The organism is Mesorhizobium sp. L48C026A00 (assembly GCF_000502375.1).
Taxonomy (GTDB): domain Bacteria; phylum Pseudomonadota; class Alphaproteobacteria; order Rhizobiales; family Rhizobiaceae; genus Mesorhizobium; species Mesorhizobium muleiense.
The window spans coordinates 202591-228965 of the sequence record NZ_AYWU01000013.1 but is presented as its reverse complement, the minus strand read 5'-3'; the positions used below and the strand labels follow the sequence as shown (position 1 = coordinate 228965).

The 26375-nt window shown below is 63.0% G+C and carries 22 protein-coding genes and 1 pseudogene; 7 read left to right on the top strand and 16 right to left on the bottom strand.

What is annotated here, in order from left to right; genetic code table 11:
- Position 1: 1 nt before the first annotated feature.
- Entirely contained in the window at positions 2-802 is an 801-nt protein-coding gene (locus X738_RS63520) for an ABC transporter permease (RefSeq protein ID WP_023800442.1), read from the top strand.
- Positions 799-1875: an ABC transporter ATP-binding protein gene (locus X738_RS63515; RefSeq protein ID WP_023800441.1), complete on the top strand. Its 1077-nt coding sequence runs from the start codon at positions 799-801 to the stop codon at positions 1873-1875. Before X738_RS63520 ends, X738_RS63515 begins: the two co-directional genes overlap by 4 nt.
- Positions 1876-1892: 17 nt before the next feature.
- On the opposite strand, the gene X738_RS63510 is transcribed toward X738_RS63515, so the two are convergent.
- The gene (locus tag X738_RS63510) at positions 1893-2381 is read right to left on the bottom strand and encodes a cupin domain-containing protein (protein WP_023800440.1); all 489 of its coding nucleotides are present in this window, start codon (positions 2379-2381) and stop codon (positions 1893-1895) included.
- An 80-nt stretch (positions 2382-2461) separates the two neighbouring features.
- On the opposite strand from X738_RS63510, the gene X738_RS63505 reads away from it, so the two are divergent.
- Together X738_RS63505 and X738_RS63500 are read left to right on the top strand one after the other, a co-directional pair.
- Positions 2462-3400: a LysR family transcriptional regulator gene (locus tag X738_RS63505; protein ID WP_198032840.1), complete on the top strand. Its 939-nt coding sequence runs from the start codon at positions 2462-2464 to the stop codon at positions 3398-3400.
- Positions 3401-3678: 278 nt separating this feature from the next.
- A pseudogene (locus X738_RS63500) lies at positions 3679-4576 on the top strand (arginase family protein).
- Between the two features lie 53 nt (positions 4577-4629).
- Here the strand turns inward: X738_RS63500 and X738_RS63495 are convergent.
- The 5 genes from X738_RS63495 to X738_RS63475 form a co-directional block, all read right to left on the bottom strand.
- Entirely contained in the window at positions 4630-5622 is a 993-nt protein-coding gene (locus X738_RS63495; RefSeq protein ID WP_023800438.1) for an ABC transporter ATP-binding protein, read from the bottom strand.
- Complete coding sequence (locus tag X738_RS63490) at positions 5619-6641, bottom strand: ABC transporter ATP-binding protein (RefSeq protein ID WP_023800437.1); 1023 nt, start codon at positions 6639-6641, stop codon at positions 5619-5621. Before X738_RS63490 ends, X738_RS63495 begins: the two co-directional genes overlap by 4 nt.
- Positions 6631-7593, bottom strand: a complete 963-nt coding sequence (locus X738_RS63485; protein WP_245277716.1) for an ABC transporter permease — start codon at positions 7591-7593, stop codon at positions 6631-6633. Before X738_RS63485 ends, X738_RS63490 begins: the two co-directional genes overlap by 11 nt.
- A gap of 11 nt (positions 7594-7604) precedes the next feature.
- Positions 7605-8633 carry an ABC transporter permease gene (locus X738_RS63480; protein ID WP_031255458.1) on the bottom strand — a complete coding sequence of 343 codons (1029 nt, stop codon included), beginning with the start codon at positions 8631-8633 and terminating at the stop codon, positions 7605-7607.
- Positions 8634-8754: 121 nt separating this feature from the next.
- Positions 8755-10428, bottom strand: a complete 1674-nt coding sequence (locus tag X738_RS63475) for an ABC transporter substrate-binding protein (RefSeq protein WP_023800434.1) — start codon at positions 10426-10428, stop codon at positions 8755-8757.
- 299 nt (positions 10429-10727) lie between these two features.
- Between X738_RS63475 and X738_RS63470 the strand changes: the two genes are divergently transcribed.
- From X738_RS63470 to X738_RS63460, 3 genes are all read left to right on the top strand, one after another.
- The gene (locus tag X738_RS63470; RefSeq protein WP_245277715.1) at positions 10728-11453 is read left to right on the top strand and encodes a LuxR family transcriptional regulator; all 726 of its coding nucleotides are present in this window, start codon (positions 10728-10730) and stop codon (positions 11451-11453) included.
- A gap of 153 nt (positions 11454-11606) precedes the next feature.
- The gene (locus tag X738_RS63465) at positions 11607-12506 is read left to right on the top strand and encodes a proline iminopeptidase-family hydrolase (protein WP_023800432.1); all 900 of its coding nucleotides are present in this window, start codon (positions 11607-11609) and stop codon (positions 12504-12506) included.
- A gap of 150 nt (positions 12507-12656) precedes the next feature.
- The gene (locus tag X738_RS63460; RefSeq protein ID WP_023800431.1) at positions 12657-13586 is read left to right on the top strand and encodes a LysR substrate-binding domain-containing protein; all 930 of its coding nucleotides are present in this window, start codon (positions 12657-12659) and stop codon (positions 13584-13586) included.
- On the opposite strand, the gene X738_RS63455 is transcribed toward X738_RS63460, so the two are convergent.
- From X738_RS63455 to X738_RS63410, 10 genes are all read right to left on the bottom strand, one after another.
- On the bottom strand, positions 13573-15036 hold the full coding sequence (locus X738_RS63455; RefSeq protein WP_023800430.1) for an amidase: 1464 nt from the start codon (positions 15034-15036) through the stop codon (positions 13573-13575). The two genes, X738_RS63460 and X738_RS63455, sit on opposite strands and share 14 nt — an antisense overlap.
- A 48-nt stretch (positions 15037-15084) precedes the next feature.
- On the bottom strand, positions 15085-15906 hold the full coding sequence (locus X738_RS63450) for an FAD binding domain-containing protein (RefSeq protein ID WP_023800429.1): 822 nt from the start codon (positions 15904-15906) through the stop codon (positions 15085-15087).
- A 10-nt stretch (positions 15907-15916) separates the two neighbouring features.
- Positions 15917-18304 (bottom strand): xanthine dehydrogenase family protein molybdopterin-binding subunit, encoded by a 2388-nt coding sequence (locus X738_RS63445; protein WP_023800428.1) that lies wholly within the window; start codon positions 18302-18304, stop codon positions 15917-15919.
- A 2-nt stretch (positions 18305-18306) separates the two neighbouring features.
- A complete protein-coding gene (locus tag X738_RS63440) occupies positions 18307-18795 on the bottom strand; it encodes a (2Fe-2S)-binding protein (RefSeq protein ID WP_023800427.1) in 489 nt (162 codons plus the stop codon).
- Positions 18796-18808: 13 nt separating this feature from the next.
- Positions 18809-19918 carry an ABC transporter ATP-binding protein gene (locus X738_RS63435; RefSeq protein ID WP_023800426.1) on the bottom strand — a complete coding sequence of 370 codons (1110 nt, stop codon included), beginning with the start codon at positions 19916-19918 and terminating at the stop codon, positions 18809-18811.
- Positions 19915-20814: an ABC transporter permease gene (locus X738_RS63430; RefSeq protein WP_023800425.1), complete on the bottom strand. Its 900-nt coding sequence runs from the start codon at positions 20812-20814 to the stop codon at positions 19915-19917. The genes X738_RS63435 and X738_RS63430 overlap by 4 nt, the downstream gene beginning before the upstream one ends.
- Positions 20815-20816: 2 nt before the next feature.
- A complete protein-coding gene (locus X738_RS63425) occupies positions 20817-21692 on the bottom strand; it encodes an ABC transporter permease (protein ID WP_023800424.1) in 876 nt (291 codons plus the stop codon).
- 72 nt (positions 21693-21764) lie between these two features.
- A complete protein-coding gene (locus X738_RS63420; RefSeq protein WP_023800423.1) occupies positions 21765-23075 on the bottom strand; it encodes an ABC transporter substrate-binding protein in 1311 nt (436 codons plus the stop codon).
- Between the two features lie 365 nt (positions 23076-23440).
- Positions 23441-25351 carry a CocE/NonD family hydrolase gene (locus X738_RS63415; protein ID WP_063830551.1) on the bottom strand — a complete coding sequence of 637 codons (1911 nt, stop codon included), beginning with the start codon at positions 25349-25351 and terminating at the stop codon, positions 23441-23443.
- 20 nt (positions 25352-25371) lie between these two features.
- Complete coding sequence (locus tag X738_RS63410) at positions 25372-26367, bottom strand: ABC transporter ATP-binding protein (protein ID WP_023800421.1); 996 nt, start codon at positions 26365-26367, stop codon at positions 25372-25374.
- Positions 26368-26375 lie beyond the last annotated feature (8 nt).

The window sequence follows — 26375 nt, the reverse complement described above, 5'->3', positions numbered from 1 at the left end:
GATGCTGCTCGACTACGACCGGCTGGGCTGGCTGCGCGCAGCACTTCTGGGTTTCACCGGCCTGGTTGCCGCGTTTCTGCTGCTGCCGGTGGTTTTCATCGTGCTTTTGTCGTTCGGGTCGTCGCGGTGGCTGGCTTTTCCGCCACCAAGCTGGACGTTGAAATGGTATGAGGAGCTCTTCGCCGATCCGGCCTGGCTCGAAGCGGCGCTGACCAGCGCGCGCATTGCCACCATGGCCGCGATTCTTGCCGTCGTCATCGGGCTGCTGGCTTCTTTCGCGCTGGTCAGGGGACAGTTTCGCGGGCGCAATACGCTTCGCGGCCTGCTGCTGACGCCAATGGTGCTGCCGGTTGTCGTCTTCGCCATCGCCATCTATGCATTCTTCCTGCGGATCGGGCTCGGCGGCACCACGGTAGGCTTCGTCATCGCCCATACGGTCCTGGCACTGCCCTTCGCCATCATTCCGATCACTGCGGCACTCGAAGGTTTCGACAAATCCATCGAGGATGCGGCGATCGTCTGCGGCGCGAGCCCCTTCGAGGCAAAACTCCGGGTCACCTTGCCGGCGATCAAGATCGGGATTTTTTCGGCGGCGATCTTTGCCTTCCTCGCCTCATGGGACGAGGTGGTGGTCGCAATCTTCATGGCAAGCCCCACCTTGCAGACCTTGCCGGTCAAGATCTGGGGCAGCCTGCGCCAGGATCTCAGCCCGGTCATCGCTGCGGCCTCCAGCCTTCTCGTTCTTCTGACGCTGAGCCTGATGATCGTAACCGCACTCATTCGGCGGAAATTGTCGAAATGACCGAACCGTTCCTCTCCATTCGCGACCTGCGCAAGGCGTTCGGCAGCTTCGTCGCCGTACACGATGTCACCATCGACATACCCAAGGGCGAGTTCCTGACCTTTCTCGGCCCTTCCGGTTCTGGCAAATCGACGACACTTTATGCGATCGCCGGCTTTCAGCACCCGACATCCGGCGACGTTCTTCTCGAAGGCAGGTCGCTGCTGTCGGTGCCGTCGCACAAGCGCAATATCGGCATGGTGTTCCAGCGCTACACGCTGTTCCAGCATCTCACCGTCGCCGAGAACGTTGCCTTTCCGTTGCGCGTGCGCCGCCGTCCGGACGCAGAGGTGAACCGAAAAGTCGCCGAGATGCTGTCGCTGGTACGGCTCGAGAGTTTCGGCGGCCGATATCCTGGCGCGCTTTCCGGCGGACAGCAGCAGCGCGTGGCGCTTGCCAGGGCGCTGGCCTACGATCCGCCGATCCTTTTGATGGACGAGCCGCTTTCGGCGCTCGACAAGAAGCTGCGCGAGGAAATCCAGGCCGAGATACGGCGCATCCATCGCGAAACCGGCGTAACGATCCTTTACGTCACCCACGATCAGGACGAGGCGCTGCATCTTTCGGATCGCATCGCCCTGTTTCGTGACGGGCGCATCGAGCAGATCGGCAGCGGTGAGGACCTCTATCTGAGACCTGCGAGCGAATTCGTCGCCAGCTTCATCGGAAATTCCAATTTCCTGCCGGCCGAGCATCTTGAAACCGTCGACGGCGCCGCCACGATCCGCCTCGCCGATGGCTCGGTCGTCTCCGGCGTCAGGAACGATCGGGAGTTCAGCCAAGGCCAGAAGACCCGGCTGATGGTGCGGCCGGAAGCGTTTCGGCTGAGACCCGGCGCGGCCACGGCCGGGCTTGCGGTCGAATTCATCGACACCGCCTTCTTCGGCGAGCGGCGGCGCGTCATCGCACGCACCGCCGCCGGCCAGGAGATCGACGTCAGGCCGACATCCGACATGGCGCGAGCACAGGAGGGCATCGCCTCGAGCAGACAGATTTATTTCGATCCCGCCGCCGCATTTCTGTTTCCGGCCTGACAGACGATCGTTCGACCTCAGTGCGGCGGATCAGCCGGCGCCTCGATGGTGACGCCGTATTTGGCGGTGATGGCCACGACCTTTGCCATCTCCGGCGTGCCGGCGGCAGTCGCGGCGTCCAATTCCGCGAACATCTGATCAAGGCCGCAACTCGGTGCGCAGAAGACGAGCACGCGAGCTGGCTTGTCGCCGACATTGCGGATGGCATGGCGCCGGCCGCGTGCGCCGAAGAAGAAGCCGCCGGGCGCAACGCGATGGGGCGCGGATTGGCCCTCGAATTCGATGACGAGTTCGCCGCTCAGCACATAAAAGCCTTCATCCTCTCGGGCATGGATGTGCGGTGGCACTCCCGCGCCCGGCGGAACCACGGACTCCCAGAGCGAGAAGGACCCGGCGGTCTCGGCGCCGGTGGCCTTGTAGATATGGGCGATGCCCAAAACGTTGAGCGTCGAGCCGGCCGCCGGCTCGCGCACGAACGCTTCAGCCGCTGTAGCTTTGGCATCCATCGTCGATCTCCTTCGTGGTTCAGGTCGTCCACCAGGAGATAGGCCGTTCTCGTCCGTCGATTAGCCGGAATTGTATGGACATGCTGTCCGGATTTCAGGACAATCCGATGATGGACCCGCTCAATGGCATCGCGGCGTTCGCTCGCGTCGTGGACAGCGGCAGTTTCTCGGCTGCGGCTCACCGGCTCGGACTCTCCAAATCGGCAGTCAGCGCCCATGTCCAGCGGCTCGAACAGCGCCTGGGCATTCGCCTCCTCAACCGCACCACGCGTCGGCTCACGATGACCGAAGCGGGCGCAGCCTACTACCGCCACTGCGCCCGGATTCTCGCCGAAGCTGAAGCGGCGGAACAAGAGGCGAGCGCGTTGCAGCGCGAACCGCGCGGCACGCTTCGCATATCGGCGCCCGACAGCTTCGGCTGGATGCATGTGGCGCCGGCCGTCCCGGAATTCCTGAGGCGCTATCCGGACCTTTCCGTCGACATCGCCTTGAGCCCAACGCATGTGAGCCTGGTCGATGAGGGGCTGGATCTGGCGATCCGTATCGGCGCGCTCGAGGATTCGCCGCTTGTCGTGCGCAAGCTCGCGCCATCCCGGCTCGTTGCCTGTGCTGCGCCCGCCTATCTCACCAAGCATGAAGCGCCGCGCGAGCCGGGCGACCTCGCCAAGCACAACTGCCTCTGCACCAGCCTTTTGCCTTGGGGCGATGAATGGCGCCTTACCGGCAAAATTGGCGAGGTGCGGGTGACCGTGGGCGGCAGCTTTCGCAGCAACAATGCGGAGATGCTGCGCGTTGCCGCACTCGACGGCATCGGCATCGCCCTATTGCCCACATGGGCGGTGGCGGAGCCGCTGCGTACCGGCGCGCTGCGCCGCGTGCTGGATGCCTGGGAGCATCCAGCCAGCACGATTTATGCCGTCTATCCCAGCAACAGGCTCATGTCGATGAAGGTCCGTGCCTTCGTCGACCACCTTGCTCGATGCATAGGACGCGCACCCTATTGGGATGAGGGCCTTTGAGAAGAGCGCCCCGTTTTGGCCGCGCATCGTCCTCTCTGAATGCGCTCAAAAACGGTCTCCCACCGGTCGGAAAACTTGCGATCCTGCCTTCAACAGGGAAGTTGGGCGGCGGCTTGAAATCTCCTCGCTTTCGCCCACGTACTGGGTTACGCCGGCTGCGAGGCGATTTTTTGGCTGCAAAAGCGTCGCTTATGGGGCCGTCAAACCGGCAGCAGCGCTCAGTAGCGGAAACCGCTGGCGTTGCGCCGGTTCTCACTCGCGATACCTGGGAGCACCTGATGCCGACCCGCCCCTATGCCATCCTTGAAGCGCCGTCCTCGCTGGGTCTGGCGACCGACGGCGTTGAAGCCTTGCCCGGTCGGCTGCTGGAACTGGGCCTCGCCGAACGCATCCATGCGCGCCGCGCCGGGCGGCTGGCCGTCCCGCCGAAAGACCCGAAGCCCGACCCTGCCACCCTGACGCTGAAATGCCAAGGCGATCGCGGCGTGGTCACCCAAGCTCGCCGACGCCGTGGAGGAGGTGCTGCACGCCCGCGAATTCCCGGTGGTGCTGGGCGGCGACTGTACGATCCTGCTGGGTCCGATGCTCGCGCTGCGCCGGCGCGGCCGCTACGGCCTGTTCTTCATCGACGGCCACGCCGATTTCTTCCAGCCGGAAGCGGAGCCCAACAGCGAAGGCGCGTCGATGGAGCTGGCCTTCGTCACCGGCTACGGGCCGGCGCTGCTGACCGACCTGGAGGGCCGCCGCCCGTTGGTGCGCTCCGGGGACGTCGTCGCCTTCGCATTTCGCGACCACGAGGACCAGGCCGAATTCGGCAGCCAGCCTTTGCCAGCCGAGTTCATGGCCTACGATCTGCACGCCATCCGCCGCTTGGGCGTCGAAGCCGCCGCCCGGGCCGCCGTTGGCCACCTGACGCGGGCGGAACTCGACGGCATCTTCATCCATCTCGACGCCGATTGTCTCGACGATGCGATCATGCCGGCGGTCGATTTCCGCATACCGGGCGGGCTGTCTTGGGACGAACTGTCGGCGGCGCTCCGCATCATCCTGGCGAGCGGCAAGGCGGTCGGGATCGAGGTCACCATCTACAATCCGCGCCTCGACGAGGACGGCAGCGCCGGCCGTGGCCTCGCTGATGTCCTGGCCGCAGCTCTCGGCACAGCCGCGCCCGCTTGAGGGAGCAATCTAGACCGTTGTGCTTCGACTTCGCCGCCACACGCAACCGCGCCTTACCCGCCGCCCGGATGATGGCAAGCAACCAGGCGACCGTCGCCCGTGCTCTGCAGCAGCGGACGTTCGTTGCGGCACATGGAAGTGGCAGCCGGGCAGCGGGTGTGAAACCGGCAGCCGGAGGGTGGGTTCATCGGGCTCGGCAAGTCACCCTTCAGGACAAGCCGCTCGCGTCGTGCCCGATCGATACTGGGTATCGGCACCGCGGAACGGAGTGCCGTGGTGTAGTGGTGCCTGGGCGCCGCAAAGACCAGATCGGTCGGCCCGCTCTCCACGACCGATCCCAGATACATGACGGCCACGCGCGTCGAAATCTGGCGCACCACGGATAGATCATGGGCGATGAATACATAGGTCAGGTTGAACTCCTCGCGCAGATCGGCCAGCAGATTGACGATCTGGGCCTGGATCGAAACGTCGAGCGCCGAGACCGGCTCGTCGGCCACGATCAGCCTTGGCCTGAGCGCCAGCGCGCGAGCAATGCCGATCCGCTGCCGCTGGCCGCCCGAGAATTCGTGGGGATAGCGCGACGCGTGCTCGGGGGACAATTCGACCCGGCGCAGAAGCTCGGCGACGCGGTCCGTCATTTCCGATGCCGAGATGCGCTCATGGATGCGGAACGGATCGGCCAGCAGATCGCCCACCCGCCGACGTGGATTGAGCGAGGCGCTCGGATCCTGAAAGACCATCTGCATCTGTCGCCGCAACGGACGGAGCTGACGCTGGGACGCGTCGGTAATGTCGCGGCCCTCGAACTCCAGAGAACCGGAGGTGATATCGGTCAGACGCACCAGGCATCGGCCAAGAGTGGATTTACCGCAACCTGACTCCCCGACGATGCCAAGCGTTTCCCCGGGCCAGATGTCGAGCGATACCGTGTCGACCGCCTGGACCGTCCGGCGCTGCGCCGGGAAAATCGAGCGGCCGACGTGATAATGCTTCGAAAGATCTCCGGCGCGAAGTAGCGGGCGCTCGCGTGGCGCAGCACTCATCGTTGCATTTCCACGCCGACAGCCTTGTGGATGTTGAATTGCTTGCGTCTGGCTTCCGGTAATACGCAGGCGGCGCGATGGCCGTCGCCACCCATTGTCGGGAGCTGGACCAGGCAGGCATCGTGGCGAAAGGCACAGCGCGGACCGAAGGCGCAGCCTTTCGGCAGGTCGGAGAGGGAAGGCGGAGCTCCCGGAATCGCGGCGAGGCGTACCGGACGCTCACCATCCATCGGCGGGATCGAGCCGAACAGTCCCCATGTGTAGGGATGCAGCGGCGTTCGGAACACGCTGCTCTTGCGGCCCTCCTCGACGAAGCGTCCGCCATACATGACCAAGACCCGATCCGCGACCTGGGCGACGACGCCAAGATCGTGTGTGACCAGGATCACCGCCGAGCCGAACTGATCGCGCAGCCGTCCGATCAGTTCGAGGATCTGCGCCTGCACGGTCACGTCCAGGGCCGTGGTCGGTTCATCCGCGACAAGCAGCGCCGGGTTGCACGAGAGCGCCATCGCAATCACCGCACGCTGGCGCATGCCGCCGGAGAGCTGGTGCGGATAGCCGTCGACGACCCGATCAGGATTGGCAATGCCGACCGCATCCAGCAACTGCACCGCCCTCGCCCGCGCCGCCCGCGCCGACACTTTCTCATGCGCACGCACCTGCTCGCCGATCTGGTTGCCGATCGTATGCACCGGGGTGAGCGCCGACATCGGATCCTGGAAGATCATCGCGACCTGGCGGCCGCGAATGGCATCGAGCGCACGCCGGTTGAGCCCGACGAGCTCCTGCCCCATGAAGCGGATTGAACCGGAGACGACGGCATTGGGGCTGTCGATCAGCCCCATGATGGCCAGCAAGGTCTGGCTTTTGCCGGAACCGGACTCACCGACGACACCGACGATCTCCCGCTGCTCGACGGCAAACGAGACGCCTGCCACAGCCCGCACCAGCCCCGCGTCGCTGCGCAAGGATACGGTGAGACCCTCGACGACGAGAAGGGGAGCGTTAACGGACATCGCGAGCCCTCGGGTCGATAAAGACGAAGACGACGTCGACGACGAAGTTTGCCATCACCACGAAAAACGAGGCGTAGATCACCGTGGCAAGGATCATCGGCAGGTCGAGGGTCTGCAGTGCCTCATAGGTCAATTTCCCGACGCCCTGCAGCCCGAAGACCACTTCGGTCAACAGCGCGCCGCCGCCGACCAAGGCACCGAAATCGAGACCGAACATGGTGACGAATGCCACCAGTGACGTCCTGAGGCCGTGATGCAGCAAAACCCGCCGCTCGCCGATCCCCTTGGCCCGCGCGGTGCGGATAAAATCCTCCTGCATCATCTCGATCAGACTTGCCCTCAGCACCCGTCCGTAAAGGCCGACATAAAGCGTCGCCAGCGCGAACCACGGAATGACGAGCGCCTTGAACCAGCCCCAGGGGTCCTGTGTCAGGGGGATGTAGCCGAGCGGAGGAACCCAAGAAAACAGCCAAGTGTCATGCCAGCGGCTCTGTGTCAGCAGATTGGCGACCTCGCCGAGCCAGAAGACCGGAACGGACACTCCAATCAGGCTCAGGATCATCAGCGCCCGGTCGATGAATGTGCCGCGCGTCGCGCCGGCGATCACCCCGACGATCAGTCCGCCGAGCACCCACAGCACCGCCGCGCCGCCGACCAGCGACAGCGTAACCGGAATGGCGCCTGTCACCGCAGGAATCACGCGCTGCCCGCGATTGACGAAGGAGGTGAGGTCGCGGCTGACGAAAAGCCGATTCATCATTAGCCCGTATTGCACCGGCAATGGCCGATCGAGACCGAAATCGTGGCGGACCTGGACCAATGTCTCCTGGGACGCGTTGCGGCCGGCAATGCGCGCCGAGGGATCGGCACCGGGCGTGGCGAAGAAGATCAGGAAAGCGACGACGCTGATGCCGAACATGACCAGCACCATCTGGCCGAGCCGAAAACTCATGGCGGCAAGCACTAGATGCCCCTCGGCGAGGATTTCGGATCGAGCGCATCGCGCACGCCGTCGCCGAGAATGTTGAGAGCCAGCACAGTGATGACAATGGCAAGCCCGGGCGCCAGCGCCACGATCGGCCTGGAATAGAGCAGGCCCTGACCGTCCTGGATGATCGTGCCCCAGCTGGCGTCCGGCGGTTGCACGCCGATCGACAGAAACGACAGCGAGGATTCGGTCATCATGTTGAGTGCCAGGATCAACGGCACGAAAACGATGATGCGCGTCACCACATTTGGCATGATGTCGCGCAGCAGGATGCGCCAGGGCGACGCGCCAAGCCCGATCGCCGCGGTGACGAATTCGGCCTGCATCAAGGTCAGGACATGGCCACGGATCGGCCGTGCCACATAGGGCACATAGACGATGCCGATGATGAAGATCGGCAGCCACAGGCTGCCGGAGCGGATTTCGAACGGACCGATCTGGATGCTCTGCGCGATCAGCACGATCGACAGGGAAATCGCCAGCAGGAAAACCGGGAACGCCCAGAGCACGTCGAGAATGCGCGACAGGCCGACATCGACAATGCCGCCGAAGAACCCGGAAACAACCCCCAGAAAGGTCGCCAGGACGAGGCACAGCACAGCTGCAGCGCCCGAGATCAGCAGCGAATCCCGCCCGCCATAAAGCAGTCGCGCCGCGACGTCACGGCCCTGATTGTCGGCGCCGAGCAGATACGGCCCGATCCGCCAGGTCGGCCCAATCGGCGTCATGCCGAGGCCAAGGCCTTCGGTGAAAGCCTGCAGTACCGGCTGGGTCACCCCATCGATGACGATCTCGCCGTTGAGATTGGTTACGAAAGGATCCGTGTGGGCGATGTATTGCGCATAAAGCGGCGCCGCCAGCGAAGCGATGACGATGACGACGAGCACACCGAACGCCGCTATTGCCGAACGATCGGCTTTAAGCTTGCGCCATGCCGTGCGCCATGGGCCAGCGGCGGCCTGGCGGACCGGGGCGGCAGGCTGGTCCGCAATGACATTGACCATGAACGGGGGACCATAAACGGGATTGCCTGGCAAAAATCTCGACCTGGAAGATGCGCTGATCCGGCGGAAAAGGAAATGCGACGGAGCGCCGGTGGCACTCCGTCGCATTGGCTCGAGGGGATCATTCGACCCAGGACTGGCTGACGATCCAGTAGAATTGCGGGCTGAAGGTGAAGTTCTTCAGCCTGGAAGAGACGACATCGACCCGCTTGGGTGTGAACAAAACAGCGACCGGGGCCTTGTCCGTCACCGCCTTGTCGATGGCCGTCCAGAGTGTTGCGCCCTTGGCTGGGTCGGCGATGGTGGCTGTCTCTGCTTCGGCCATCGACGCGTCGATCGATTTGTCGCAGAACCCGGAAATGTTGACCGAGGCGTCCGAGCCCGGCGTGAATGAGGCACAGCTGAACAGCACTTCCAGAAAATTGGATGGCGCCGGGTAATCCTGGAACCATTGCGAGACCGAGATCTGCACCTTGTTGTTGGTGTTCTGGATGTAGGTGAACTGGATGTTCTGCGAGATCGGCTTGACCGATGTCTTGTAGCCGAGCTGGTTGAGCACGTCCTGCAGATAGACCCCGATCGACTTCGAGACGCTGCTGTCCTCGGTGATGATCGTCACCTCCTGACCAGCAGTTCCCGATTCAGCAACCAGTTGTTTGGCCTTGTCCATATCCGGCGCCGACCACTTTTCGCCCGGATTGGCGGTGAATGGGCAATAAGGCGCGAATGACGGGAAGCCCGGCGGCAGGATCTGGCAAGCCGGCTGCGCCAGATTGCTGCCGCCAAAGAGCTTGATGATCGCGGCGCGGTCGATGGCGAGGTTCACCGCCTGGCGAACACGGATGTCGTTGAACGGCGCCAGATTGTTGTTCATCGGCGCATACCACATCGCCATCAGCGGATGCACCGTGACCTGCTTGGCATATTTTGTGCCGAGTTCGCCGAGACGGTCCGCCGGCGGCGGATCGAACATCCAGTCCGCCTGCCCGTTCTCGACCGCCGTCACCGCCGCTTCGTCGGTGAGGCCGAATTCATAGTCGATCTCGTCGGGATACCCTGCCGGCTGGGCTTCCTTGCTCCATTCCTTGAAGTGAGGATTGCGCACCATTTTCATCAGCTTGTTCGGGTCATAGCTCGCGATCATGTAGGGCCCAGTGCCCGGGATCGGATCAGTGCCGGCATCCTTGAGCGGCGCGCCCGCCGGCAGGATCGCCGCGTGCGGAATGGCGATCTTCTGCAGGAACTCGGCATCCGGCTGGACCAGGTTGAAGGTGATCGTTCCGGCTGCGTCGTCAACCGACAGGCCGCCATCGAGGGTGCATGTCGCCGGGGTTTTCAAACACGCATCGGCGCCGACGATGCCGTTGTAGAAGGTCCCGGCCGTCGGCCCGCTGATCTTGAAGATGCGCTGGAACGAAGCCACCACATCCTTGCTGGTGACGTCCGAGCCGTCGGCGAACTTGATGCCTTTGCGCAGCTTGAAGACGTAGGTCTTGCCGCTGTTTTCGACCTTCGGCAGGGTTTCGGCGAGGTCCGCGACCACCTCGAAGCCGGTCTTGTCCCCGGCCTTTTTGTAGGTCACCAGACCATCGTAGAGAATATAGTTCATCTGGAAAAACTGCAGCGTGTAATTGATATGCGGATCGGCGGTGCCGGCAGCGGCGTTGGCCAGCAAGCGGAGCGTGCCGCCAAGCTTGCCTTCCGCGGCCAAGGCACTGCTCGGCGGCGACACGATCGTCATGCCGAGCAGAGCCAGGCCGGGTATCAACGCTGCAAGTGCCTTTTGGGGTCGCATGGCTGTGTTTCCTCGTGGAAAGCGTGTCGACTGGCCACGCTATACGCAATCCACGACTGCGGCGTGGCTGGAAATGATCTGGGTCGCGGGTGGTCTCCGCACCTTCGCCCAATCGCAAAAGACTACGACCAGCGAAGCCGAGCAGGATAGCTATTAAGATAGATAGGTCGGAGAGGCCAGCCTTAAGCCTATTTATTGGGCACGCGGGTGACATGGCTATTTGACAAGCAATGGCCAGCGGGTAAGCTTGTCGCATGCAGGGCTTTTCAGGCGATCTAGAGAGCCGGTTCCGAACGGGAATGAGCATCGACGCCGCCATGGCGGTGGCGACCGATGTGCTGGAGCCCGTCGGTTTCACCTCATTCATCTATGACTATACGCCCGTGCCGGTCAGCCATGAGGGCGACCTGATCACCCCGTCGCTGATGGCTCTGCACAACGTGCCGCGCGACATGCAGGATCTCTGGTGCAAAGGCGGCTATTATCAGCTTGACCCGGTGCAGGAAGCCGCGCTCGCCGTATCGAGGCCGTTCCTCTGGTCGCACAAGGGCGTTCAGAGCACCGTCATGCAGCATGTGCTTCGGTCCAGGCATGATCCGGTGATCAGCTATCTGCTCGATACCAGGATGACCTGCGGCGTCACCGTGCCCATCCGTCTTGCCGGTGGGGATCTGGCCACCTTCACCGCGACCCGCGCCGACCCAGAGCCAGGGTTCGAGGCCGAAGCAAGGCAGTTAATCGCCGAAATCGGCGATCTGGGCCATCTCTTGCACGACTCCGTCTACGCCGGTTTCGATGCCGGCATCCGCACCTGCCCATACGTCCACCTGACGTCGCGCGAGCGCCAGTGCCTGCGCCTCGCCGCCGCCGGACTGACGGCCAAGCAGGTCGCGCGCGAGATTGGCCGCGCGGTGCCGACAGCAACGCTGCATCTCAACGCGGCGACACGCAAGCTTGGCGCGCGCAACCGCTTCCACGCCATCGCGCTGGCTGCCCACTACCGGCTGCTCGAGCCGGAGCATTGAGGCTCTCCGCCTGAGGGCTCCTCCCGCCAGGGCAAACCTATAAATAGTGCTAGCTGTAAATGCGCCGGGCCGCTTAGTACCGTCGGCCGCAAACAAGGCTTGGGAGGGTCCGTCACTTTGGTTCCTGCCAGCCAGGACCCGGAGCTTGGAACTGTGACGGCACATGCGACCACCGAAGGATTCAGCGACTACAGGGGCTACCGCACCTGGTATCGCGTGATCGGAGATCTTAACTCGGGCAAGCTGCCATTGGTCGTCGCTCACGGCGGGCCGGGCTGCACCCACGACTACGTCGATTCATTCAGGGAGCTTGCCGATACCGGGCGGGCCGTCATCCACTACGATCAGATCGGCAACGGCAAGTCGACCCATCTGCCCGACAAGGGCGGCGACTTCTGGACCGTCGATTTCTTTTTGGGCGAACTCGATGCGCTGCTCGCTCACATTGGCATTGCCGAGCGTTACGCCCTGCTCGGCCAGTCCTGGGGCGGCATACTTTCGGCCGAACATGCCGTGCGACGCCCTGCCGGGCTCAAGGCGTTGATCCTGGCCAATTCGCTGGCCTCAATGGCGCTATGGATGGAAGGCGCGCTGCAATTGCGGGCCGGGCTGCCGGCCGATGTGCAACTCGCGCTTGACCGGCACGAGGCAGCCGGGACCACCGATCACCCGGATTATGTTGCGGCAACCAAAGCCTTCTATGACCGCCACGTCTGCCGTGTCCTTCCAACGCCGCGGGAGGTCGCCCGGACATTCGCGGCAATCGACGCGGATCCGACGGTTTATCACACCATGAACGGACCCAATGAATTCCACGTCATCGGCACGATGCGGAACTGGACCATCGTCGAGCGCCTGCATCTGATCGAGGCGCCGACGCTGGCGTTCCGCGGATTTTACGACGAAGCGACCGAAGCCTGCGTCCAGCCCTTTCTCGATCATATTCCCGACGTCGAAGGCATGGTCTTCCCAAATTCCAGCCACATGCCGCATGTCGAGGAGAAGGACGATTGCCTCGCCGCCGTTGGACGCTTTGTGGCCAAATACGATTGAGGCCTGCCCCACAGCAGCCTGTCTTTGCACAAGCTTATCGTGCCGGGCTTAGCCAATCGAGTTGCGCGACGGAGCACAAAACTGCGCCGAAGGTCGGCTGGAATGAATCTTGCGTAGTTAGACCGGCCGCATCGGATCTGGCTCGAACATATGAACCTCATCAGCGTCGACATAAGAATGCTCCGATCGCTGCAGTGCGTCGCGGAAACCGGCAGCATTACTGAGACGGCGCGGCGCCTCAGCCGCTCGCAGCCCGCCATTACCCTGCAGCTACAGCGGCTCGACGTGATCTGCGGCTGCAATCTGTTCCGTCACGATGGGCGCAAAATGGTGCTCACTTCCGATGGCAGACTGGTGCTTTCTTATGCAAATTCGATCCTGCGTCTGCACGACGAACTGCTCTCGCGCCTCTCATCGCCCGATATCGAAGGTCAGGTGATCCTCGGCACCCCCGACCTCTACGCGGCCTATTTGTTGCCGTCGATCCTTGCGGTATTCCAGCGTGCCTTCCCGCGCGTCCAGGTCCAGCTTCACTGCTCGCTGTCGACGCCGCTGGTCGGACAGGTCCATCGCGGCGAAATCGACATCGCGCTGGTCACGCGGATGAACGACTTCATCGGCGGGCGAGTGGTGCGTCAGGAACAGCTCGTCTGGATCACCGGAGAACACTCGACGGCGCATACCGAGACACCTCTGCCTCTGGCGCTGCTTCCGCCGGGCAACATCTATCGCGATCATGCGATAGAGCACCTCGAAGTGGCGGGCCGCTCATGGCGGATCGCCTGCGTGAGCGAGAGTGTCAGCGGGCTCCAGGCGGCGGTGTTTTCAGGCATGGCCGTAACCGTGCTCGGCCGCAGCGCACTCGTTTCGGGCATGCGCGAGATCGTGGCTAGCGGCGACTTTCCCACGCTGCCCAAAGTTGACCTGCTGCTTTACAAGGCGCAGGGCACGACCAAGCCGGCGGCCAAGGCCCTCTATGACTACCTGTCGCACTACCTCGATATTAACCGGGAGATCGGCGCTGTGGTGATGCCGGACATGCGCGAACCCGAATCCGAAAGGCCGCTCAACGAAGGTTGAGCGGCGGCCATTCCTCCGTCCAAGGTCGCACTTCCTCAAAGGCTCCCGCGAGAGCGATGATGGAAGTCTCGCGCATCCATGGTGCGATCATCTGAACGCCGATCGGCAGGCCCGAAGAATCACGTCCGCACGGGACCGTCGCGGCCGGCAGGCCGCACAGATTGACCGGCCACGTGAAAGGCGACCAGCCCAGATGCGCGTCGACCGGATGCCCGTCGATGCAGGACGTGCCGAGCGTGCCGGCCGCGAAGGCGGTAACCGCAACTGTCGGCGTAAGCATCACGTCGACGGTGCGGAACAGTTCGACGAATTGGTTCCGGAGCCGGGAGCGCAGATGCGTCGCCTCCATGTAATCAGCGCCGCTGTAGGTGAGGCCTTTGTCAAGAACGGCGCGGAACTCCTCGTCCGAGTCGAGAAATGCTTCCGCGCCGCGATCACCAACCGATGCCGCTTGTTCAGTGAAGGCGATCGGATTGAGCACCCTGTCGAGAATATCCGGGTCGAGGGCGAAGGGAACCTCGACGAGGTTGGCGCCGGCGGAGGCCAGAATGTCGAGTGCGGTGGCGAACGCCGCACGCACTTGCGGATCGACCGGCGCATACCCGAAATCGACCGAAAAAGCGACGCGCAGACCCATGACCGATGGCGGAATCCTGGAGTACTCCTGCGGCTTCAGGGCGAGCGAGGCGGCGTCGCGCACATCATAGCCCGCTATTGTCTCGAGCAGCAGAGCAGCGTCCGCAACCGTGCGCGCTATTGGACCGGTGTGCGCGAGCGATCCCCATGATGGCGGAAAGAAGCCGGGCGCGCGCGAAACGAGGCCGTAAGTCGGTTTAAGGCCGAAGACCCCGCAGAAGGAAGCAGGTACGCGGATCGAGCCGACGCCATCGGTTCCAATTGCCAGCGGACCGCAGCCGGCGGCGACGCCCGCAGCAGCACCTCCGCTGGAGCCGCCGCTGGTTCGCTCCAGCGACCAGGGATTGCGGGTTATGCCGCTGACGGGACTGTCGGCAGTGAGCTTGTAACCGGATTCGCAGGTGGTCGTTTTGCAGGTTACGATGGCGCCGGCGTCGCGTAGACGGCGCACGACATGGGCATCGACTGGCGGCACGAAGCCGGCAAATGAGGGCGCGCCCGCCTTCGCCGGCTTGCCGGCGACGAAGATGAGATCCTTGACGGTGACGGGAACCCCTGCCAGCGGGCGGGTTTCGGCGCTTTTTCGGTAACGCTGCGCGATCACCTTGGCTGCGGAAACAGCCTCTTCGTAGAGATCAGTCACAACGATATTGCAGACCGCATCCGTGCGGCGGAGCGCACACACCGTGTCTTCGATCACATCAACGGGGTCGAAACGGCCCGCCCTGTAGCCGGCGACCATGTCGACGGCAGAGAGACGCGCAAGATCGCCCGGCGCACTGGCTACGCCGACATTGACTGGAATCATGGTCATGAGCCCTCCCGGGCCGGACTCGCGCGGCCGAACCACGCCGGCCGACCGCTATTTTGTTGCACTTTCGTCGGCATTCCGGAGCGCTGCGGCGACCGCGCGTCGCGCCATGACCATTATGAGATTGGCGCGATATTCCCGATCCGCATGGATGTCCGAATTCAATCCCGACGGATCCAATGACACGCGGCTCAGCGCATCCGGATCGAACCGCTCCTGCAGCGCCGTTTCGATGTCGGTTGCCCTGAACACCGACGAGGCTGCACCGGTGACCGCGACGCGCACCTTTCCGGCCGTTCGTGCGACGAACACGCCGACAATCGCATAGCGCGATGCAGGACTGCGGAATTTCGCATACGCCGCCATGTCGGGAACCGGGACGCGGAAACCGGTGACGATTTCGCCAGCTTCGAGCGCAGTCTCGAACATATCGACGAAGAACGCGTCGGCGGGGATCGTCCGTTCGATCGTGATCACAGTTGCATCAAGAGCGAGGATCGCCGCAGGATAGTCGGCGGCTGGATCGTTGTTGGCGGCCGAGCCGCCGATCGTGCCACGATGGCGGACTTGCGGATCGCCGATGTGCGCGGCGAGCGAAGCCAGTCCAGGTATATGTGTCCGCACCAGCGCTGAGGAGGCGACGTCGCAATGGCGAGCCATCGCGCCGATGACCAGAACGCCTTCATCGAACGCTATCTCGCGAAGTGCTGCGACCGCCGAAAGATCGATGATCGCGACGGGCGCGGCTAGGCTTTGCTTCATGGTGGGCAGCAAGGTCATGCCGCCAGCTAGGATCTTGGCGTCGTCATGCTCGGCAAGCAGGGCAGCCGCTGCCACGGTCGTTGCAGGCTTCAGATAGTCGAAGGATTTCATCGAAGCCCCCTTATTCGGCTGCGAGCGCGGCGCGCGAATTGCGGATGATGTTCCAAATCTTGTTTGGCGTCGCAAGCATGTCGACATGGGTGACGCCCAGGGGCTGCAGGGCGTCGACCACGGCGTTGATAACGGCAGCCGGCGAACCGATAGTGCCGCATTCGCCACATCCCTTCACGCCCATCGGCGTGTGGGTGCATGTCGTTGAATGCGGGGCAACGACTATCGCCGGAAAATTGTCGGCACGCGGCATACAGTAGTCCATGAAGGACCCGGAGAGCAGTTGTCCGGAGCTTTCATCGTAGACACCGTGCTCGAACAGCGCCTGGCCGACACCCTGTACGATACCGCCCTGCAACTGGCCCTCGACGATCATCGGATTGATGATCGTGCCGACATCATCGACGGCGGTGTAGCGCTCCAGCGTCACCATGCCGGTATCGGGATCGATTTCGACCTCGGCGAAATGCGCGCCACCAGGATAGGTGAAGTTGACCGGGTCGTAGTAGGACTGCTCCTCGAGGCCGGGCTCAAGGGTTTCCAGCGGATAGTCGAAGGGCACATAGGCCGCGCCGGCGATCTCCGTGAACGTTTTCTTGCGATCGGTTCCGGCGACCGAAAACTCTCCCGCGTCGAACATGATATCCTCAAGATCGGCCTCGAGTTGGTGCGCGGCGATCTTGCGCCCCTTCAGGACCACCTTGTCGGCGGCTTTCGAGAGCGCCGCTCCGCCGACCACAAGCGAGCGCGAGCCGTAGGTGCCCATCCCGAACTGCACCTTGGCGGTGTCGCCGCAGACGATGTCGATGTCTTCGAACGGCACGCCGAGACGATCCGAGACGATCTGCGCGAACGTCGTTTCGTGGCCCTGGCCATGATTGTGGGTGCCGATCAGCACAGTGACCGCGCCGGTCGGGTGCACGCGCACCGTCGCGCTTTCGTAAAGCCCGCCACGTGCGCCGAGGCTACCGGCCAATCGCGATGGCGCCAATCCGCAAGCCTCGACATAGGTGGACAGGCCGAGGCCGCGATATTTGCCGCGGCCCGCCGATTCCAGCCGCCTCTGCTCGAAGCCATCCGCATCGGCGAGCTTCTCGGCCCTGTCGAGGCAGCCCAGCGGATCGCCGCTGTCATATTCGACGATGACCGGCGTCTGGTAGGGATAGGCCTCGGTCGGGATCATGTTGCGGCGGCGGATCGCGCGCTTGTCGATGCCCATCTCGATCGCCGCGACGTCGACCAGTCGTTCCAGCACGAAGGTCGCCTCTGGCCGTCCGGCGCCGCGATAGGCATCCACAGGAACGGTGTTGGTGAAGACCACCTTCACCGAGCAATGTATAGCCGGCATACGATAGACGCCCGATAGCAGCGGTGCGTAAAGGTTGGTCGGGATGTTTGGTCCGAAGGTCGAGAGATAGCCACCCATGTTGGCGAGTGTGCGCACCCTGAGTCCGAGAAACTTGCCACTCTCGTCGAGTGCCAGCTCGGCCTCGGTGAAATGATCGCGGCCTTGGGCGTCTGAGACGAAGCCTTCCGATCTCTCGCAAACCCACTTGACGGGTTGCCCGAGCTTTGCGGCGGCCCAGGTGACGACGGCTTCCTCGGCATAGTGGAACTGCTTGACACCGAAGCCGCCGCCGACATCGGGCGCCACGACACGCAATTTGTGCTGAGGAATGTGGAGCACCAATTCACCCATCAGGAAGCGGACCACGTGCGGAAATTGGCTCGTCGTCCACAGCGTGTGCTGGCCGGTCGCGAAATCATATTCCCCGATCGCCGCACGCGGCTCCATCGGATTGCCGATTAGGCGGTTGTTGACGAGTTCGATGCTGGCGACATGTGCCGCGTCGGCGAACGCGACCTCCACGGCAGCGGCATCGCCCAGCTCCCAGTCGCAGCACAGATTGTCGGGAATCTCGTCGTAGACGGCGGGCGCACCCGGCTGCAACGCGTCGACCACGCCGACCACGGCAGGCAGGATCTCGTACTCGACCTCGATCGCCTCGACCGCGGCGCGCGCCTGCTCCAGTGATTGCGCCACGACGAAGGCGACGGCATCGCCGACGTGCCGCACCTTGCCATGAGCGATCGGCGGGTGCGGCGGCTCCTTCATCGGCATGCCGTCCTTGCCGTGGATGCCCCAGCCGACCGGCAGCCCGCCGACATTGTCGGCTTTCAGGTCTTCGCCGGTATAGATCGCCGCCACGCCCGGCATGGCGCGGGCGGCAGTTGCATCGATCTCTCCAAGCCGGGCGTGCGCATGCGGCGAGCGCAGGAACGCGCCAAAAAGCATGCCCGGCCGCTTGATATCGGCGACATAGTTTCCGCGCCCGGTGACGAAGCGCAGATCCTCCTTGCGCTTCGGCGCCGCGCCGATGCCAACCACTTTTGACATGTTCATGAGCCCCTCACTTTGCCCGCGCGCATGGCGGCGGCGCCGGCGATCACCGATTTGACGATGTTGTGGTAGCCCGTGCAGCGGCAGAGATTGCCCTCCAGCCAATCGCGCACCTCCGTTTCGGTTGGGTCGGGATTGCGTCCGACAAGGTCAACCGCGCTCATCAACATCCCCGGCGTGCAGAAGCCGCATTGCAGCCCGTGGTTTTCATGGAAGGCCTGCTGCATCGGATGCAGCTTCGCCTGTCCGGCGCCCGCCAGGCCTTCAACCGTCGCTACTGAACCGCCATCTGCCGAGACTGCCAGCATGGTACAGCTTTTCACCGACTCGCCGTTGAGATGCACCACGCAGGCACCGCATTGGCTGGTGTCGCAGCCAATGTGAGTTCCGGTGAGCGAGAGCTGCTCGCGCAGGAGATCGACCAGCAGCATCGCCGGATCGATCGATACGCTGACCGGGCGTGCATTGAGCGTGAGATTGATTTCCATGGTGTGCTCCGGGCTAGGCAAGCAAATGCGCGCGGTCGATCAGCCATGCGGCAAGGACGCTATCGCCGACGTCGAATGGATTCTCGAAAAAGCGGCGTTCCGGCACATAGGCGACGAATTCCTCCTCGCCCGCAGCGTCCAGCATCACCTTGACGAAATTGCCCTGGTATTCGATGCCGAGGATCGTCGCCGGCACCGAAGCCATGTCCTGCTCGGAGAGCGTTGTGCCCGTGCGGAACAGTTCGACGTCGTCGCGCCGCACCGCGATGTCGATCGCCTGGCCGGCCTCCAGCCGGACGCCGGCGCGCATCGGAATCGTAATGCCGTTGATTTCTTCAGGGCTCGCGATCATAGCGCGCGTGCCATTAATCCTGCCGACCTTGCCACTGAGCACATTCTGCCCACCAAGGAATTCCGCGACGTAGCGATCCTTCGGCGCAGCATAGATTTCACGCGCCGGACCAGACTGCTTGATCTTGCCGTTTTCCATGACGACGACCATGTCGGCGAGCGCGATGGCCTCGAGCTGCGTATGCGTGACATGGACGAAGGTGATGCCGAGTTCGCGCTGCATGCGTCTCAGCTCGGCGCGCATCCTGATGCGGAGATGCTCGTCGAGCGCCGAAAGCGGCTCATCGAGCAGCAACACCCGTGGTTCGGTAATGGCAGCGCGGGCGAGCGCCACGCGCTGCTGCTGACCGCCGGAAAGCTGCGCCGGGAGACGGTTGGCAAACTCGGCCAGCCGTACCTTCTCGATCATGGCGTCAGTCCTGGCGTAGCGCTCGGTCTTCGAGAGCCCACGGACCCTGGGCGCGAAGGCTATGTTGTCGCGAACCGTCAGATGCGGAAACAGCGCGTAGGACTGGAACATCATCGCCGTACGGCGCTCGACCGGTGGCAGGCCGACGACACTTTCGCCGCCAATCAGGATCTCGCCAACGGTCGGATCCTCGTGGCCGGCGATCATACGCAGGATCGTGGTCTTGCCGCAGCCCGAAGGGCCGAGAATGCAGCAATAGGCGCCGTCCGGAATTTTCAGATTGACGCCGTCGACCGCATAGCTGAAGCCGTCATAGCTCTTGGCGACGCCGGCGATCTCAATATGACCCATGCCGACCGTCATGCGCCGGCTCCCACGAGAACGGGCGGGCGGCTCCTGCGCCGCTTCTGGATGAAGGCGATCGTGCCCAGACTTGCCCCGATGACGAGAAAAGAGACGATCGTGGTGACGGTGCCAAGCGCATAGAGTGCCGGCGAAGTGATGTTCAGCGTCATGCTCCAGATCTCCAGGGGCAGTGTATTGAGCGAGCCGGCGGTCTGCAGCGTCCGGGCAAATTCGTCATAGGAGAGCGTGAAGCCGAACAGCGCGACGGCGACAAGGCCGGGCGCCAGCACCGGGATCACGACGAGCCGGATCGCCTGCCAGGGCGAGGCGCCAAGGTCGCGCGCCGCTTCTTCCCAGGCATGGTCGAAGCGCGACATGACGGCGAACATGACGAGCACGCCAAAAGGCAACGTCCATGAAAGCTGCGCACCAAGCGCCGAGGTGAACAGGCTTGCCTCGATACCGACCGCGTTGAAGATGAGTCCGACGCCGATGCCGAGCACCAGGCCGGGAGCGACCAGGCTGCCGATCATCAAATAGAAGACGGTCGTGTCACCGGCGAAGCGTTTGCGAAAGCCAAGTCCGGCCAGGAAGGATACGACCACGGTCAGCACCGTGACCACGATCGCAAGCTCGAACGAGCGCTCGAAGGAGCCCTTGACGTCGCCGGTGCGGACCTGCGTGAACAGGTCGACGAACCAGTGCAGCGAGAGACCCTTGATCGGGAAGACCAGCCCGCCGCGCAGATCCTGGAAGGAAAGAATATAGATGCAGGCCATCGGACCGTAGAGCGCCACCAGGTAGAGCGTGAACAGGGTGGCAAGCACATAGAAGGTCCACGGCCGGCGTCCACTGGCCGGGGCAATCGCCCGGCTCCTGTGCGCCGGCACGCTTGCGGCGATGGTCGGGGCCATGCTCATCGCGTGATCTCCTTGCGGATGTCGACGAAGCGCAGGATCAAGCCGACAGTCAGCACGAGAACGACGGTGAGCAGCACTGCACTGGCCGCGGCGGTCGGATATTGCAGCACCGAGATGTCCTCATAAAAGGCGCCGGCGACAGAGGCAGAGCCGCCGCCCGACATTACCTTGACCACGAAGAAGTCGCCCATGACGATCGAAATCACGAAGATCGAACCGAGCGCGATACCGTTCTTGGACAGCGGCACGATGATCAGCCGCATGATATCAAAGCGGCTGGCGCCAGCGTCGAGCGCCGCCTCGACGACGCGCTTGTCGATCCGGCCCATGGCGTTGAAAATCGGCACGATCATGAAGATGGTGAGTTGGTGGACATAGGCGACGACCACCGCGAAGCTGGAAAACAGCAGGAATTCGAGCGGTTGGTCTATCAGACCGATCTTGAGCAAGGCCTCATTGACCAGCCCCTCCTTGCCCAGCAAGGGGATCCAGGAAATCATCCGGATAATGTTGGAGGTCCAGAACGGCACTGTGCAGAGCAGGAACAGCCCGAGCGCAAGCAGCGGGTTCCTGACATGGAAGACAAGGAAATAAGCGACGAGGAAGCCGATCACCAGGCTGAAAAACCACGTCAGCACGGTGAACTTGATGGTCTCGTAATAGAGATTGAACGTCAGTTCCGAGGTCAGTATCTGCGTGTAGTTTTCGAGATTGAACGCCGGGAACAATCCGCCGAAGCCATCGGTTTCGAAGAAGCTCGCTGCCACCACTGCAACCAGCGGTAGCACGAAGAACGGGATCAGCACGACGACCAGCGGGGCAACATAGGCCCACCCGGCCAGATTTCGCTTGAACGCAACGCTTTGTGTCATCGCCGGACTCCGAGGATTTTCGGATGAAGGTGTGATCGGGCAAGGCGCCCGATCCGGTTGCGGCGACGCCGGTCACGCAACCTTGAAGTCGTTCCAGCGCTTGTTCATGTAGGCCGCCTCGTCCATCAGCGTGTTCCAGCACGAGATGTTCTTGACCCGCTCGAGGAAGGAGCCGCCATCGCGCACCGTACCCGTCTTCTCCATCGGAGTGCCGTAGGGGTCCTTGACTTCATCCGGCGCCGGCTTGCCGTCGTACCAGTAGTCCCATTCGGCGGCGGTGAGGAACGGCTTGGCGGTGGACGGCACCGGGCTGTAGTAGCCGTAGCGGGCGACGAAAGCGCCCTGCCAGCCGGTGTAGTACCAATTCATATACTCGTAGGCCGCTTCAAGCTTCTTGCCGGTGAGGTGCTTCATCAAGCCCATCCCGTTGCACCAGCCGCGATAGCCTTCCTTGTCGCCCTTTTTGTTGACCGGCGCGTAGACGCAAGGGATCTCCTTGACGCGAACCGCGGCAACCGCTGGCGACCACATCGACTGGATGATCACCTCGCCGGCCGCCATGAGCTGCACGGATTGGTCGAATGTGGTCCAGGTGGCGCGGAAATGCCCCGACTTCTTCAGCTCGATCAGCTTGTCGATAGTGAAGTCGATCTCTTCCTTGGTCATGTTTCCCTTGTTGCCGTACTTGATCAGGTCGGCACTCTCGAAACACAGGGCGGCGTCCATGATCCCGATCGCCGGCACGTCGAGGATCGCCGCCTTGCCCTTGAACTTCGGGTCGATCAGTTCCTTCCACTCGGTAACCGGATGGCCGATCAGATCAGGACGGTAGCCGATCGAATCCGCATTGTAGACTTGCGGCAGGAATGTCGCCCATTCGGTGACGCCGTCGTGGAGATCGGTCGCGTCGGGCGTCTCGATATACATCGCTTCGTACGGCGAAATGCCCTGGCGCGACACCACTGCGCCGTCGATCTCACCCTTGGTGAAGATCGGCAGGATATTATCGAACTCCTTGATCTTGTTGATTTCGATGCCTTGGATCACGCCGCGTTTGGCGGCGAGCTTGGCCTGCCAGCCTTCGAGGTCGGCGATATCGACCGAATTCGGCTGGGTGATGAAGCGGTTGATGGCAGCGGAGGTGTCGAGATTCTGCATCGTCACTTTCAAGCCGAGATCCTTGGCCGCCTGGTCGCCGATCGCCTTGACGACCGAGTACGAAACGCCGACGTGGCGCAGTTCGATGTCCTTGATCTCCTGGGCCCAGATCGTCGGAAAACCGCCGATCGCTCCGGACCCTACGGCGGCCCCGGCAGCAGCCGCGCTGCCTTTGAGAAACTTTCTTCTTGTCAGTGTATTCGTCGGCTCTTTCACCTGTTTCATGGTCAAACCCTTCCCCTGCATGCCGAGCCTGTTGTCGGCAATCCACATTCTTCGATGTCCGGCTTTATGCTGGAGGGTAGGATATATTTTTTGCGCAGCCCGCCAAATTAGAAGTGAAAATTCCAATTATAAGCAGGGCAAATCTGCCGCCGATATGCGCACCGGCAAGCGCCGTTCTCCCAAAACATATGCAAAAGCGCAGATTCCCTACTCTTTCCTGCCAGAATATTCAGCAAGTTGGCAATTCCCGTAGCGCGCAGACTCGCAGCCACCGGGCGAAAAATAATTTCAAGGCACGTTCACCGTGATCTGGACGAACGGAGGGGACCGTGAGGGAGCCGCAATATCAAAGAGAGGATGTCCGCTCAAGCGAGCTCTGCCGAAAAGGAGCCGCCCGATTGTGCCCCCAATCTCTCCGCGATTAGCCTCGATGGCCGCGCTCTATCGAGAAAAACCGTGTTGCGCGCCACTTGCCGGCTACGGCCGAGCCCCGCCGGCGCACCGGTGTTCGGATTGACGTCGAACTTCGGAAAATTGCTCGAAGAGATGTCCAGCCGCAGCCGATGGCCGGCACGGAACAGATTGGCGGTCGCAAACAGCTCGATGTGAAGCCGCATGATCTCGCCAGGTTTCACGAGCTCGGCTCTTTCGAATGAATGCCGGAAACGACAGCGGAAAATCCCGTCTGACAGGTTCAAGGCAAAGCCCGTCGGATAGTCGGCGCTCGGTGGATGGACGTCGATCAGTTTCGCTGTGAAGTCGGTGTCTGGCGCATCGGTCGTCGCCCAGAGATCCACCGCCACCCTTCCGAGCACGGTCAAATCGTCGGCAAGCGGCTCGGTCTCGAAGGAGAGGACATCGAGACGGGCGGAAATCGGCAGTCCGAAATTGCGGCAGCCGAAGAACCTCTCGTCCTCTCTCTGGTCGAAGCCGCCCCCTGTGAAGATCGGCTGACCGCTGGTCAGCGCCCCGCCAATGGTCGGGACCGGGTCGGCGGGATCGAAATCATAGCTTAGCGCGGCGGCGTCGGGCGCGGGAAAGGCCTCCGAAAGCCTGCCGTTGGGGTGCAGGTAGTAGGTTTGCTCGGTCATGTCCGGCAGCGGCCACCGCTTGGCTTTGATCCAGCGCCCGCCGTGATCGAGACGGCCCGTTTCAGTTTTCGTGCCCTTTCCCCCGCCCATGACAAAAAGGCGGATCGGCTCCTCGTCGAGATTGTCCTCCGGCCCGCTCCTCAGCCAGCGATCGAACCAGCGGCGACGAAACTCCAGCCAGCTCGCCGCCACATTGCCGCCGAGCGGAGCGTTCGGTCCGAAATCGACGTCGCCGGCAAAGGTCAGATTGCGATCGCCGTGCAGACCCGGACCCATGATCAAGGCGAGCGGCCGTTTGCCATTGCGTGCAAGGCCGGCGAAATTCTCGAACGTCGTCGGGACATAGACGTCGAACCAGCTCGAGATCAGGGCGATCGGAATGTGGGGAATGGCGTCGTAGAAGCCCGCTGCATGAATGCCGACCTGCTTCCAGAAGCCGTCGAAAGTCTCGTGCCGCCACTGCTCCAGCAGGTAAGCCTCGTAGTCCGGAGCCCAGCGGAGCGGGGAACGGCCCTCAGACCAGGGCATTTTGCCGAACCAGCGATGCAGGTTTTCCGCTTCGAGCGCCTTTCGGGCCAACTCGTCGCCGGCGGCGACGGCGCTCTCGCGGGCTTCCCGGTAGGCCCAGGTCGCCTGTTTCAGCTCGAACGCGCCGCCTTGGCGGATGCCGCAGGTGAAGGCGTTAGAGAATCCGCCGGAATCGAGGATCATGGTTGCAAGAGCCGGCGGCGCAAGGCACGCCGCCGCCATTTGGGTATGCGCAGCATAGGAAAGGCCCATGGTGCCGATCCGGCCACTGCACCAGGGCTGGGCTGCGATCCATGCAAGCGTGTCGTAGCCGTCCGGACCTTCGGAGCGATATTTGACGAACTCGCCTTCCGAGCCGTAGCGGCCGCGGCAATCCTGGTAGACGACGATGTAGCCATGGCGCACGAAATGCTCGGCGACCGTCGCGCGATCCATCGGTTCGGTCATGCTGACCTCGAGTTCGGCGCGCGATGCCATCGCCTTGCCATAAGGCGTCCGCTCAACGATGACGGGAGCTGGCCGGTCCAGCGCGCGGCCTCCCCTTGCCGGTCGGTAGACGTCGGTCGCCAGTCTTACCCCATCGCGCATCGTCACCATAATATCGCGGCAGAGGACCATGTCATCGGTCACGGACTGGAACGCCTGGAGGTCGGTCATCTCAAAAAATTCCAAGGCGTTCAGGCGGCGGCGTCATTGAGGTGGCATGCGCTCTTGTGTCCGGCAGCAACCACCTTCAGTCGGGGCGCTTCGGTGCGGCAACGAGGCATCGCGTGCGGGCAGCGCGGGTGGAAATGACATCCGCTCGGCGGCGAGAGCGGGCTCGGCAATTCACCCTTGATCGCGGCAAAGCCGCGTTTGGTGGTTTCGATCCGCGGCACCTCGGCGAGAAGCGCCTGCGTGTAGGGATGGTTGGCCCGTGCAAAGATCTCCTCGGCCGGAGCCTCTTCGACAATGCGGCCGAGATACATGATCGCCACCCGATCGGAGATGTGCTCGACCACTCCGAGATCGTGGCTGATGAACAAGTAAGTGAGGTTCAGCCTCTCGCGCAGGTCCATGAAGAGATTGAGGATTTGCGCCTGGATCGAGACGTCCAAAGCGGCAACGGCCTCATCGCAGACGAGAAATTCCGGCTGCACGGCGAGCGCGCGCGCAATGCCGATCCGCTGGCGCTGGCCGCCGCTGAACTGATGCGGAAAGCGGTGTTTTAGCGCCGGATCGAGACCGGCACGCCGGAACTGTTGATCGACAAAGGTACCGAGATCGCCCTCAACCAGCCCGTGTACGCGCGGCGCCTCGCTGACGATATCGGCCGCTTTGCGGCGCGGATTGAGCGAGGCGTAGGGATTCTGGAATATCATCTGCACGCGCAGCTTGGCCTCACGCCGTTCGAGCGCCGGAAGCGCCTTCAAGTCCTTGCCGCGCCATGATACCGATCCCTTGCTGGGCGCCACGATGCCGGCGACGATCCGGCCCAGTGTGGACTTGCCGCATCCCGACTCGCCAACGAGGCCCAGAACCTCGCCCCTGCGAACGGCGAGGCTGACACCGTCGATCGCCTGCACGCTTGCCGTCGGTTTGGCGAGTTTGAACGAGATCGCCAAACGGGCCGCGAGATCCGGCCGCGTGCCGAAGCTGTGAGAAGTCTCGTTCAGCTCGATCAGCGGCGCCATCCTGCTAG